14 protein-coding genes and 1 pseudogene are annotated in these 12,995 nt (G+C 58.6%); all 15 read right to left on the reverse strand.

Annotated features, from left to right (window positions below):
• Positions 1–71: 71 nt before the first annotated feature.
• The 15 genes and pseudogenes from ACPYOI_RS03380 to ACPYOI_RS03450 all read right to left on the reverse strand — a co-directional run bounded on the left by ACPYOI_RS03380 (position 72) and on the right by ACPYOI_RS03450 (position 12,965).
• Positions 72–1,028 (reverse strand): AraC family transcriptional regulator, encoded by a 957-nt coding sequence (locus ACPYOI_RS03380; RefSeq protein ID WP_481420199.1) that lies wholly within the window; start codon positions 1,026–1,028, stop codon positions 72–74.
• Positions 1,029–1,299: 271 nt separating this feature from the next.
• A complete protein-coding gene (locus ACPYOI_RS03385) occupies positions 1,300–1,749 on the reverse strand; it encodes a GNAT family N-acetyltransferase (protein ID WP_481422537.1) in 450 nt (149 codons plus the stop codon).
• 147 nt (positions 1,750–1,896) lie between these two features.
• Complete coding sequence (locus ACPYOI_RS03390; RefSeq protein WP_481420201.1) at positions 1,897–2,607, reverse strand: SDR family NAD(P)-dependent oxidoreductase; 711 nt, start codon at positions 2,605–2,607, stop codon at positions 1,897–1,899.
• 113 nt (positions 2,608–2,720) lie between these two features.
• Entirely contained in the window at positions 2,721–3,266 is a 546-nt protein-coding gene (locus ACPYOI_RS03395; protein WP_481422538.1) for a carboxymuconolactone decarboxylase family protein, read from the reverse strand.
• A 34-nt stretch (positions 3,267–3,300) separates the two neighbouring features.
• Entirely contained in the window at positions 3,301–3,936 is a 636-nt protein-coding gene (locus ACPYOI_RS03400; protein ID WP_481422539.1) for a nitroreductase family protein, read from the reverse strand.
• Between the two features lie 699 nt (positions 3,937–4,635).
• Positions 4,636–5,325, reverse strand: a pseudogene (locus tag ACPYOI_RS03405) (SDR family NAD(P)-dependent oxidoreductase); the annotation flags it as partial.
• A gap of 46 nt (positions 5,326–5,371) precedes the next feature.
• Positions 5,372–6,082: a peroxiredoxin-like family protein gene (locus tag ACPYOI_RS03410; protein WP_481420098.1), complete on the reverse strand. Its 711-nt coding sequence runs from the start codon at positions 6,080–6,082 to the stop codon at positions 5,372–5,374.
• Positions 6,083–6,116: 34 nt separating this feature from the next.
• Positions 6,117–7,058, reverse strand: coding sequence for a LysR family transcriptional regulator (locus ACPYOI_RS03415; RefSeq protein ID WP_481420097.1), 942 nt, complete (start codon positions 7,056–7,058; stop codon positions 6,117–6,119).
• Positions 7,059–7,241: 183 nt separating this feature from the next.
• Positions 7,242–7,904: a peroxiredoxin-like family protein gene (locus ACPYOI_RS03420; protein WP_481422540.1), complete on the reverse strand. Its 663-nt coding sequence runs from the start codon at positions 7,902–7,904 to the stop codon at positions 7,242–7,244.
• Between the two features lie 159 nt (positions 7,905–8,063).
• Entirely contained in the window at positions 8,064–8,984 is a 921-nt protein-coding gene (locus tag ACPYOI_RS03425; RefSeq protein WP_481420095.1) for a LysR family transcriptional regulator, read from the reverse strand.
• Positions 8,985–9,092: 108 nt separating this feature from the next.
• Positions 9,093–9,602, reverse strand: coding sequence for an OsmC family protein (locus ACPYOI_RS03430; RefSeq protein ID WP_481422541.1), 510 nt, complete (start codon positions 9,600–9,602; stop codon positions 9,093–9,095).
• A gap of 45 nt (positions 9,603–9,647) precedes the next feature.
• Entirely contained in the window at positions 9,648–10,394 is a 747-nt protein-coding gene (locus ACPYOI_RS03435) for a ferredoxin reductase (protein ID WP_481420093.1), read from the reverse strand.
• Positions 10,387–10,992 (reverse strand): sulfite oxidase-like oxidoreductase, encoded by a 606-nt coding sequence (locus ACPYOI_RS03440; RefSeq protein ID WP_481422542.1) that lies wholly within the window; start codon positions 10,990–10,992, stop codon positions 10,387–10,389. Before ACPYOI_RS03440 ends, ACPYOI_RS03435 begins: the two co-directional genes overlap by 8 nt.
• A 235-nt stretch (positions 10,993–11,227) precedes the next feature.
• A complete protein-coding gene (locus ACPYOI_RS03445) occupies positions 11,228–12,109 on the reverse strand; it encodes a LysR family transcriptional regulator (protein ID WP_481419901.1) in 882 nt (293 codons plus the stop codon).
• A 247-nt stretch (positions 12,110–12,356) separates the two neighbouring features.
• The gene (locus tag ACPYOI_RS03450; RefSeq protein ID WP_481419900.1) at positions 12,357–12,965 is read right to left on the reverse strand and encodes a peroxiredoxin-like family protein; all 609 of its coding nucleotides are present in this window, start codon (positions 12,963–12,965) and stop codon (positions 12,357–12,359) included.
• Between the last annotated feature and the right edge of the window lie 30 nt (positions 12,966–12,995).

The raw sequence follows: 12,995 nt of genomic DNA on the forward strand, positions 1-12,995 counted from the left end.
ATCGAGACTGTATTTTCTCAATATGATGCGCGAAAGGATCAAATTGAGGCATCGCAATCTCAGGCGCGCGTCTAGCCACCATTGTGCGCCAGTCGGCGCCATTCCCCCGGCGTCATTCCCATTCTTTCGGCAAACACACGGCGGAATGCCGAAACCGATTGATACCCGACCGTCTCGGCGACAGCCTCGGTGCTGACTGCTGGCTTTTTCAACTCGTTGGCTGCCAGACTCATGCGGAGATCGGTCAACAAATCGAGGGCGGAGCAACCCAATCTGTCTTGAAAGTGCCGCATGAACGTAGCGCGCGACATGCCGCACAAGTCCGCCAGATCAGGGAGTTTCCAGGACCGCGTTGGATCGGCGAATATCGCCGCAATGGCTGGAGCCAGGCGCGGATGGCCGGCGAGCGCCAACAAGCCTTCGGGGGCTTTCTCGGATTCGCTCGCCGCACGTAGTACCAGTGTAAACAGGGCCGAAGAAAGCGCGTTGAGAACGGCGCGCCCTCCCGCTCGGTCGCCGGAGGACTCAGTTCGCATCAACCCCACCAGACTGACCAGTTGGTTGGAAGCAGGCCCGATGCCGTCTTCTCCATGGTGGTCCATAGTCCGCGCCACCAGATTTGTGGGCAGGTAGTTACGGATCAGTCGATCATGGGGCGGCTCGATGAAAAATCGCCCGCACAGCAGATCCAATTGCTCGCCCTGGCCATCGTTCTCGCTCAGCGTCCATCCGGCGGAGTTTCGGCTCTCGTGTGTACGGATTGGCGTTTGTCCGCTGCCGTCGTGCAGCACATGCGCCGCACCGTGAGGCAGCAGTACGATATCTCCACTCACCAGCTCCCTCGCCGTCCTCGCCTCCGGATCCTCCATAATCGCCCGGCCCTTGAGTATGACGTGGTAGGGGATCTCGTTCGCCGCAGCCTGGCTCCAGGCAACGCGCCACGGCGCACCGTAGGCGCAGCGGACCTCGAGCTGGCCGGTAACGGTGATGATTTGCAAGAGATGGCTTAGCCAATCGACTTCGGACATAGGGACCTCGGGAACTTGAAACGCTCAAGCATCTTATCGTAGTTGCACGCCGGTTATACGCGCCACATAGCCCTGTGTGCGAGCTGATTGGACACATAACGAGCAAACTTGTCCGGGGACTGGCCGGCCACACTTCAAAACCCGGCGCGGCGAGCTTTTCTTGCGCGGACTGCCAGGACTACTCCACGGCAGATCTATCGCTACCTTGCCAGGGTCGTGGAGGACAGCGATGCGCCGCACGAGGCCTGAGGACGGATCCGCACCCAGCGTGTCACGCAAATAGCTTTCGGTACTGGATGAAACCCGAGCGGTCAGCGAGACGGTCGTAAAGCTGCATGGCGCTATGGTTGGATTCGTTTGTTGTCCAGTACACTCGGGACGCCCCGCGACGTCTCGCATCCGCATAGACATGTTCGATCAGCGCGCGGCCAATGCCGCTGCCACGCGCATCGTTGGCAACAAACAGGTCTTGAAGATAACAGTAGTCGTCCGTCGTCCAGGTGGATCGATGATAGATCGAATGCACCAGCCCCAATGCTTCTTCGCCCACCATGGCAAGCGCCGCATGCATCGGCTCGACTGGGTCGAAGAAGCGTGCCCAAGTCTCGAGCGTCACGGACTCAGGGATATCCACTTTGTAAAATCGCTGATAGCCTTTCCACAGCGGAAGCCAAATATCAAAATCGTTGCTATCAATGGCTTTGATCTCGACTGATTGCATAGCATGCTCCTGAAATTCTAGACCGCCGTCACTTCCAGCCCGCGCTGCACCGCCGGACGCGCGGGGCCGCGGTCAAACCGCGCTTGCACATGAAGAAAGCGGTCGAAGCCGGCGATCACTTGCTTCCTCCTAGGTGAGCGGCCCATCTCAGCGACCGGCACTTAGCCCACCGTCGACGTGCAGGATCTCTCCAGTGATAAACGTTGCCGAGTCGAGAAAGAGGATTGCGTCGGCGACTTCGCTTGTTTCACCCATGCGTCCGATAGGGTGGAAAGCTCCCAGTGCTTCCTGAGTTTCAGGTGCGTGCATCGGCGTTTTTATGATCCCCGGAGCGACGGCGTTCACGCGAATGCCCTTCTTCGCGTATTCGATCGCCAGTGATTTCGTGGCAGCGTTGAGGCCACCCTTCGTCATAGCCGCCAAGACCGAGTAGATCCCACTGACTGGAGTGGGGCCTATGCTGGCCGTGACGCTCACCACGTGGCCACTCGCACGCTTTTCCATCTCGGCGATCGCGAGTTGCGTGATGTGATAGAAGCCCGCCATGTTCACATTCATCACGGCGGCATAGTCTTCGGCGGTGTGTTCGGTGAAAGGCTTTCCGATGTAGATGCCGGCGTTGTTCACCAGCGTATCGATCCCGCCAAATCGTTCGATACCTTCGGAAATGACACGTTGGGCGGTTGTGGGATCGCCGATGTCACCGGCAATGCTCAGGATGTTCTCGTCGTCCGACCGTTTGATCGAACGTGAGGTTGCGACAATGCGGTAATCGAGCTTTCGGAATGCCTCTACGAGTTTAGCGCCGATGCCTTGTGACGCACCGGTGACGACAACAACCTTCTGTGACTTGTTCATGCTTTTACCCCGGAAAATAGAGTGTCCTAACCTTGTCGGCACATACGAAAAGCCCAGACGCGTTCCCAAGAATCCTGGGTGCATCCGGGCTTTCGTACGCTACCGGATAGAGTTCAGATCGAGCCGGCCGGCCTAACGGCCGGAAAGTCCTTCTCGGGATCGACTACGTTATTGAAAAAGTTCGTCAGGGAGTACATGGCCACCAGCGCGACGATCTCTATGATGTTCGCATCCGTGTAGCCGGCATCGCGGACGGTTTTCAGATCGGCGTCACTGACCTGTCCTCGGGTCTCGATGACCTTGCGCGCAAACTGGACGGCGGCGTCCCGCTTCGGGTCGCTGGCATGGCCCTTCCGCGCGAGAATGATTTCATCAGCCGGCAGCTTGGCCATATGCTCAGCCGTAAAGCTGTGAACCGTCAGGCAGTAGTTGCAGCCATTCACTTCGGAGACAGCGAGACCGATGCTGTCGCGCGTCTTCACGTCGAGCGCCTTGCTCATGGAGCCGAACAGGGCGGCCCATGCGTTGAACGCGATCGGGCTCGCCGCGAAGGTCGCCATCATATTTGGGGTGAACCCAATGTTCTTGGTGAATGCATCGAGAGTGGGTTTCGAATCGGCCGGCACCTGTTCCGGCTTTAGAGCTGCAGATCTTGGCATCGTAGCCTCCGTAAATTGCTGGATTTACTGATAATCAAACGAGGTCCAGCACATCGGCTACGGGACGGCGCGGCTTCTGCGGCCAGTTTCCAGGGCGTTCCGCGCCGATGGACAACAGCATGACCGGTACTTCGTCATGGGCCAGTTCGAACTCGCGGTGCACCGCGGCGGCATCGAAACCGATCATCGGCGTCGAACCCAGGCCAATCGAGCCGGCTGCATAAATCATCGCCGCGGCGCCAAAGGTGGCGGTGCGCACTGCTTCGTCGCGACGGCGCTGCGGGTATTCCATGTACAGATCGCGTGCGGGGATTTCCCAATCGGGCACCAACCTTGCCGGCATGATGCCCGCTTCCACGACCGGTGCCAGGCGGTCTGGTATTACGCTGGTTTCGACCAGCTGGCCGCAGACGATGAAGGTCACGGCCGCTTCAGTGATCGCCGGCTGGCTCCAAGCAATAGGACTGAGCCGAGCCTTGGCTTCAGGCGTGCGTACGGCGATAAAACGCCAGTTCTGCAAGTGGAACGATGTCGGCGCACTAGTGCCGATCCGCACCAGTTCGCGGATTTGGTCGTCGCTTAAGGTGGCGGCAGGGTCGTAATACTTGGTGGCCCTGCGGCTCAGGATAGTTTCGATGACGGCGTTGGTCATGGTAATTCCGTTGGTCATGGAGATTCCTCTGGATGAAAGGATAGGTTGACGTACAAAAGTGTTTTCGCTCTCTTTGCTGGGAATGCTGCAGGGATGGAGCCCGTTCGACATCACATGCGAGGAGCCATGGGTAGGTTCCCGGATTGCCCTCGGCACGGCTGATAGGACGCGACCGGCCGATCTGGACAGCGCCGGCCGGTCGTTCCCGCCACCTGGTCCGTCACAAAGATTGCCCTCATCGTCCACCTGCCTGTGTAGTAGGTCTTCATCTTCCGAATTCCTTTGCAGACGAGCGAAAATAGGACCGGCGAAACGCGATGGTCCAATGACCTTTGGCTATGGAATTGATGCCACCGACCTGGTGCGCAAAAAATCAACGGCGCGGTACAGACGTCTGCTTCTCGCGTCGAAAGGAGCGTTGGCGGATGGGCATTGAAGGTTATCGAACGTCATCGATTACGGCGGAGCAGATCATCGCGAAGCGGATGTGCCGCTGGGTCGGGATTCGACGGCTGACGCCATGCGGCGAACCGCGATGCCCGACAACGGAGCCGCTTTCGCGCGCGTCGATCCGGGTTAAATGCCCATCGCGATGAAAGCGCCGGCGTTGTTTCCGGCTTTTTTGAAACACACCACACTCACAGGAGATGGCCAGTGACCCGGAGCGAGTTTGAAAGTATCGGCTGTTGGCGCCGTCGCTGCCCGGCCGACCAATCAGACGACTGGGAAGCGTTGGATCAACGACGTCGAACGATGCTGCTTGACGAGGAGCGCTACGGCTTCCTCTTCCGGTTGTCTATTCTCTTTCGCGAGTTCCTTCACGAAGGTCTCGACGCCTTCAGACGAAGTCGGCCCCGGCAACATAGAATTGACGGTAACCGCCGTACCTTTGGTCAATTCTGCAAGCCCCCGCGAGATAGCAAGCTGCGCGGATTGGGTTGCACCGTATTGAACCATCTCCGTCGGAATGTTCAGCGCGGATTCCGACGGGACGAAAACGATACGTCCCCAATTACGCTGGAGCATCCCCTTGATGTAAGCGCGTGACAGACGCACACCCGACATCACGTTCGCTTCGAAGAAGCCCGTCCAGTCTTCGTCGGTGATGTCGAAGAAATTATTCGGCTCGAAAACACCGGAATTGTTGATCAGGATGTCGGTGCTCGGCACCGCTTCAACCAACTTCGCGCAGCCCAATGCCGTCGACACATCCGCGGCGACCCCGCGCACCCTAGCAAACGGTACGACCTTCGTGATCGACACGACCGCGGCGTCCACGCGGGCTTCCGACCGACCATTCACGACGACGCTCGCGCCCGTTCCCGCAAGCCGCCTGGCAATGGCAAGACCGATACCGCTCGTTGAGCCGGTCACGATTACGGTTTTGCCCGACAAATCGATTTTCATGGAGTGCTGCTTAGCTAGTATGGCGGTTCGGGAGCTCTGGGCGACATCATTCGTCGGATGCGGAAGCATCCTCAACCTGAGATCCGGCAAGTTGGCGAACTCTGTTGAGGATGTCGGACGGCTCTTGGCGGATCGTAAAATCAGGCTCGACGAAGGAGTCTCTGATTATGCCGTCTTGATCGATCACGAAAGTCGCCGGAATTGGCAGCATCCACTCCGTCGATCCATGACGGTGCCCGAAGTCGTAACCCTGCCCCGCGTAGTGTGCCTTGGTTTCGTCAGGGACACGAAATAGGACGCCGTAAGATATTGCCACGCCATGGTCGACGTCCGCGAGCATCGTCAGGTCGAGGTTCAACTGCCGTTTCAGCTGCCTCGGCAGATCACGGGTCTCGGGAGACACCACGACAAGGTTCGCCTTCAGACTATCAAATTGGGCCTTGGCCGCCTGAAGAGCGCGAAGCTCAGCGTTGCAGAATGGGCACCATCCCCCCCGGTAGAAGCTAACCACAAGCGGCCCTTCACCACGAAGCTGTTCGGACGAATGAAGGCGTCCATTTGCGTCGGGTAGAAGAAAATCCGGCGCCGCGTCGCCAACCTGCAATGCGTGCGACGCGATGTCTGCCTTGCGGAGCCAATCGACGAGAAAGAGGTAGGATTCCCGGTCGGCGTCACTGAACCCGTCCATGAGCTCGTTACGGACTTGATTGAGGGTCCTGGTTAAGTGGTCAGACATCAATTCGACGGTCATCGGCATACCGGGTATCTTAAGAAATGGGCAATATGTGGACTCATGCGGACATACCGGTCGCTTCGAGGTGGCTGTGACGCTCGGTTTGGAGAGGCGATCCCGTGTGAAGAGACCAGTCGCGCAACCGCGCGACCTTTACGAAGGCGTCAAGCGCGGGTGAGTAGCGTCGGCCCTGCACCGCAAGAAGCCGGACCTCTCGCCATACCGGATCTCCCTCGATCGGAAGCGCCTTTAGGGAGGGTAACCGCGGCATATGCTCGGGAGCGAGGACTATCCCGAATCCCGCCTCTGCCAAATGCTGCAGGTGCAAGTCGTGGCAGCTGCGATGGTTGGGATGCGGCGGCGGCGCGTCGGCAAAGCAGAGACGGCGAAATTTCGGAGCCACGTCACAATAGGTGCGCTCAAGGATAATGGCTTCGCGAAGCGCTTCGATTCCGATCTCCGGAAGATCGGCAAGTTCATGCGACGAAGCGAGAACGGCGACATAGCGCTCCTCGAACAGCGCCCAATCGTCGATTCTTTCTGGTCTCTCGTCGAGATCACCAACCAAGGCGACATTTACTTCGCCCTCCAGCAGAAGCTCGACAAGGCGGCTTGGCTGCTCTTCTCGAAGCTCGACATGGAGGCCGGGGACGAATTTGCGAATCTCAGCGATGGGCTCGAGAACGAGCGATGCGGAAATGGATGGGGCGAGACCGATCGTTAAGGGAGCTACTTCCTTTTGCTGAAACTCACGCGCTCGGCGTCGAACAGCCTCAGTCGATGCAAGTGCGCGCTCAAGCATGGGCAGCACCGCCTTGCCCAAGTCAGTGAGGTGGGTAAGTTGACGTTCTCGGTAGATGAGCTCGCCCCCAAGTTCCTGCTCCAACTTTTGCACGCCCTTGGTCAGTGCCGGTTGCGTGACGTTACACATCTCCGCAGCACGCGTGAAGTTGCGCGTGCTTGCGACAGCTAGAAAGTACCGTACCTGGTGGAGCTCCATTGGTGTTCACCGTCAACTGTTTCGGTCACTACTGAGCCCGCGCGATGGCAATGCAGCATCACGCGGGGGCGCTATATCCGAAAGCTACGTTGCCACCGGTGCCGTCGCGATGAAACCCGCGTCGGGCATCCATGGACGGGCGGACACGCTTTGTGGAATCCAGAGCGGGCTAAGCGTCGAGGATCAGTGCATCAGGCATGCGCGAATATGGCTAAGGATTGGAAAGAGCTCGGTTGGGTCGCAGCGTCGGGTGTAGTTGGGGCTGATATCGGCGTACTCGACGATCCCATCTGGTCTTATTACGTACAGAGCTGGCATCGTTAGTGTCCAACTCGACTCCCCATTCACGGCGGCGAGGTCGAGACCGGATTCTATTTCAGTGGCGCGCAACTCTGGGGACAGCTTCCAACGCAGGCCGAACGCGCGAGCTACCTTCCCGCCGCGGTCGACGAGGCTGGGGAACGATAAGCCATTCATTCGCTCAGTAGAGCGGCTCTCGTGCGCGGACTGTTGAGAAATCGCGACGATCGACGCCCCCAATGAGTGGAGTTGCGACGCGACAGTCTGGATCACGCGCAAATTGAGGCTGCAATAGGGGCACCATCCGCCCCTATAGAAAACAATGAGAACTGGACCCCTGTTTAGAAGGTCGTCGGATGAAATCACGTTGCCATCGGGATCGCGCAGGCGGAATCCTGGAGCTTGGTCTCCGGCGTGAATAGCTCTTTCGGCGATACCCGAGGAGACCAGATCGTTGATAGCCTCCTGGCGGACACGCCAAATATGCGGGGGGGTGTTTTCGTGATCCCTGTCCCTAAGCGCGTCGAGTTCGTCCTGGAGTCGCATTGTGGTTATCCTCACCGTTTTCGGCGGGCTCCTTATCGACACTGGGCGTGGCGGCGGTGTGGCGGTAGTGCTGAAATGCAAATTTCACATATTCTCACACGACATGAGCGAGATTCCATCGCTCAACGCCAATCCTAGACTCATGCCGCTTCCACGACCTTATCTCAGCTTTGCGAGATCGTCGTCCAGGGACTTGCGCAGATACGAAACGGCGAAATCGATGAAGAGGCGTATTTTCAATGGCAAGAGCGCCTGCCGGGCGTAAATAATATTGACCGGAGTCGGTTCGGGCTCAAAATCTTGGAGGATGAGGGACAGCTTCCCCTCGGAGACTGGCTTGACGACTTGATATGAGAGGACGTTCGTAACCCCGATACCCGCAACGGCAGCGTCTATCGCCGCTTCCGCAGTATTGATCTTCAATCGGCACTGAGGACGGACTCCACGGCTCGGCTTGCCGTCTCGAGGGTTGAAAATCCAGGTCGACCCTGAGGCGAGCGCTGTGTAGGTGACACACATATGCTTCGCCAAATCGTCCAGCGTCTTCGGCGTTCCGTGCGCCGAAAAATAGGCGGGACTGCCGCACACGACCCGACGAATTTCACCAACCTTAGTCGCGACGAGCGTACTATCAGACAACATCCCGGTCCGAACGGCGAGATCGACGTGCTCATCAACGAGGTCAAGCGTACGATCTGACAGCGTCAAATAGACACTTATCTGTGGATATTCGGCCAAGAACGCGGTCACTACCGGGACGACATAAAGCCGACCGAAGACGATCGGAGCCGTGATCTTAAGACCGCCGCGCGGAACGCTATGCTCTCCAGCGGCTTGAGATTCGGCTTCGTCAACCTGATCGAGAATGCGTTTGCATGCGGCTAGATAGGAAACTCCCGCCTCCGTCAGCGCCAGCTTTCGTGTCGAGCGAACAAGGAGCTGGGTGTTGAGATGAGCCTCGAGATCAGCAACCTTGCGGCTGACCGTGGGAAGAGGAACGTTCAGCTGGCGCCCAGCCGCGGAGAAGCTCCCGGCTTCAACCGCGGCGATGAAATATTCCATTGCTTCCAAACGATCCATCTTCTCTCACTTTTCGAGAGGCCGTCTGCTTGATTAACCTATTATTGGGGTGAGCGGTAGGTCATCCTCGTTTCGTCCCAAGTGCGGTGATCGACGGCATGAGTAAGCTCAATCCGCATCGACATATGGGATCTGTAGTTCACCCAGAACATCCTCATAGCTAGCCTGAGCGCTCGCGTTGGGGCCGGAAGTAGTGGCGTCCACGCGTGTGTGAATATCCGCACTAATGCCGAGAATTTCGCCAACGGGGCAGAGGTTTGCGGCCTCCAGCAAGAATGCGCGCTGTTGCGCGTCGAGTTCTCCGTCTAGCACGAGAGTGCGCTGGAACGAATCCCTTTCGCCCTGGGCGCCGTGGTAGAAGCTGACGCCCACTTCCACGTGCTCCAGCGGAAGTTTATGGCGCCGAGCCTGAAAACGAACGGTCATAGCGGTGCATGCGGCGAGAGATGCGCTAAGAAGGTCATAAGGATTGGGACCGGGAGATACGTAGCCGACTCCATCTGGACCGCCGATAGCAAACTGAGATGTGTCGACATGACCAACCATTGCGCCATGGTTGGTGGGGTCGCTCGCGACGACAACTTCGCGGAGCTTAGGTGCGTTATCCTGCGATGTCATAGAGCTTTCCTTCCATTGTGTGAGCGTGTCATGAAAGCGGCGTCGCTAGCCGCCATATCGTTCGGTCTTGATCACCGCGGCGTCCAACCCTGCCATTAACGCTCCATCGGCCGCGATATCGACGAAGGGGTTTGATCCGCAGATGAATACATGCGCAGGCATGTGATGGAGCCGGGCAATTAACTCGGCCACCATCGCGTTATCGATGCGTCGCGCAAAGTCACAGGCGCGCGCTGGGGCCTCTCGAGTAATCGCCAGCGCCAACTTGAATGTCGGGTCAGCCATTTCCAATGAGAACAGCTCATCGGCGAACAGCACGTCGCGCTGTGTCCGAGATGACACGAGCAGCGCTGTCGGCACAGTCTGCGCCAGGTCGCCGCGTCGCCGGATCATCGCCATCAGCGGCACGACACCAGACCCCGCCCCGACCAACAATACCGGTGCGGTTGAACGTTCGGGCCACAGGAAGTGGCCGCCGAGCGGGCCACGCAGTTCGATTTCGTCGCCCACAGCCGCAATGTCATGGAAAAACGGAGAGACTTCACCGTCCGGGAGGCGTTCGACCGCAAGCTCAATGATATTCGAGGCACTCGGTGAGGAGGCGATCGAATAACTCCGCATCGCCACGTAGCCGTCCGGAGCCGTCAATCGCACATCAACGTGTTGACCGGCGATATGCGCAAATGGCTCGCTGAGTCGCAGGAAGAAGCTTTTGATGCTTGGCGTTTGCTGAATGATCTCGGCGATGATGCATGTCTGCCAAGACGCCGGTCGCGGGCCACCCTCAGTCATTGGTGTACCGCTGCTCGCGCCACGGGTCGCCGTAAATGTGATATCCGCGCAATTCCCAGAAGCCTGCCTCGTCGCGTTCGGTAAATTGGAGCCCGTTTACCCACTTGGCGGACTTCCAGAAGTAGAGGTGTGGGACGAGGAGTCGTGCCGGGCCGCCATGATCGCGGGGAAGCGGCTGCCCCTCGTAATTCAGAGCAACCATGGCCTTTCCGGACGCAAGATCTGCAAGGGGAACATTTGTGGAGTAGCCATCGTAGCAGTGTGCGAGCACGAAATCAGTGGGACGCTCAACGCCGGCATCGGCAAGGATGTCGTCGACGATCACGCCCTCCCAGGCGGTGTTGAGTTTTGACCACGATGTGACGCAATGAATGTCTCTCGTCATCTTGGTCTTGGGCAAAGCGTTGAACTCACTCCAGTTCCAAGCCTTGATGGGCCTCGGCCCGATCTTGAGGGTAAATTTCCAATCCGCTGTCTCGACGCGCGGGGTCGGCCCGGCTGTCAGGACAGGGAAGTGCTCGACAAGGTGCTGGCCCGGCGGAATTCGATCCAGCTGGTCTTCTCCCGAATTTCGGCTGGTAAAGCCTCTGGTCACCATAGCGAGCTCCTTTGCGGCGTTACGGGTGCCTTCTTCACGATGAGGTCCCGAGCGTTCGAATGATTGGTCCACCGGCTTGGACGAATGCGCAGGTGGGTAGCAGCGCAAAGTAAGACTTGGTATTCAGGGTAGATCTCAGCGCTGCATCCGCCCAGCCGGTGCGTTCAATAATTAAATTCGACGACCATTCGGGTAAAGCTATCGTATCCATAACAGGCAGGAATGCTCGGCGAAGTCAGCGTCGAAGCTCCGCGAAGAGGAAATCCGTGAACGCGCGCGCGGCGGGCTTGATGATATTTCCGCTCACGAACAATGCGCTGATTTCCATCGAGCCGAAGTCCCAGTCAGGCAGCACCCGCAAGAGCGCCCCGGTCTCGATCTCTGCCTGCACGCTTGTTTCGCTCGACGCGGCGATTCCCAGCCCGGCGACGGCGCTTGCTGTCGCGCCTTCGTTGATGGTGATAGCGAGCTGGCCGTCGACGCGCACGGATACAACACGCCCGTCCTTGCGGAACGACAAAGTCGGCGAGGGATGCGCTGGACTGAGGATCACCGAGTGGTGCGCGAGGTCTGACGGCATCGTGGGCGTGCCACGCTCCCGGAGGTAGTTTGGGGAGGCCGCGAGTATCCTCGGCTGGTGGAGGAGTTTGCGCGCCGTCGCGCTCGAGTCGCGGAGGGCGCCGAACTGGAACGACACGTCGAGGCCCTCAGTCACGATGTCTGGGTAGCGGTCAGTCACCCGGAGCTCGATCTTCAGCGCCGGGTGCTGCTTCATAAACGTGGAAAGCCGCGGAATGATTTCCCTGAGCCCGAAACTTACCGGCGTGCCGATGCGAAGGACCCCTCGCAGCTCTCCGGTGCCGCGAGCCTCGTGGTCGGCCTCATCGATCGCGGCTAGGATCGGCTCCACACGCATCAAATAGGTTGCTCCAGCGTCCGTCAGCGTGACCGCACGGGTTGTCCGGCTGAAGAGCGTCGCACCAACATCGGCTTCCAACGCGGCGATAAGGCGTGAGGCCGAGGCCTGAGAGAGACCGAGTTCACGACCGGCACTCGAAAAATTGCCCACGCGACCTGCGCGGGCAAACAATTTCAGCGCTGTAAGTCGGTCGTTCATCGCTTCTCTATCTTACTCCTATTTCCCCGCTGGGTCCGGGGACCAAAATGGCACCTCTCGTCCGCGAAGATAATACCCGCGAACAGAGACATTGTCTCTCATTTATTGAGAGGATTAACCGCCGGCAACGGCGCGGCGACAGGACGCTCGAACACTCATCGCGCAATGATAGAAAGGCGCGTCAACGATGTGTGGCCAATCGACGTATATGACACGCCAAGCGCAGACACCTATGCCGCTCAGGTGACTACACACGTGCGCTCCAGAGCCGATCCAGGATTGGAAGGAGGTCCGTTGGGTTTGAGCGGTGAGTTTGATCCGGATCGACTTCCGAGTAAGCGATAACTCCGCTTTGATCGACAACGAACCGCGCCGGGATTGGAAGCGTCCAACTATCCTCCCCGTGAAGGCGTGGCAGATCGATTCCGCTCTTCAGATGCAACGTCTGGAGCAGTTCGGGGATGCGCCAACGAACACCGAACTGCAGCGCGACCTTCCCGCCTTTATCGCACAAGATTGGTAACGTTATCTGCTTGGTCCTTCGGGTCCTTGCATTCTCCTCAATTGTCTGCGGCGATATGGCGACCAGCGAAGCTCCACGTGCCTCGATTAATGGGCGGACCTCTTCGAGCGCCCTTAAGCCGCGAATGCAACCGGGACACCAGCCGCCGCTATAGAAAACCAAAAGGAGCGGACCGTGGCGCAATATCGATGCCAAGGAGGTCTCTACGCCATCTTGGTTGGGTAGAGAGAAGTCCGGTACGCGTCGTCCGGCGGCTAATGCGTTCTCGGTTTGGCCAGAGGCCTTCAGGTATTCCGCGGCCTGCGCTAGGGCGATCGTGATATCAGTGTTCATTTCCGGCGTCCTGTATTCCGAACAGCTCGC

It is taken from the genome of Rhizobium sp. SVR5-2C (assembly GCF_056755115.1).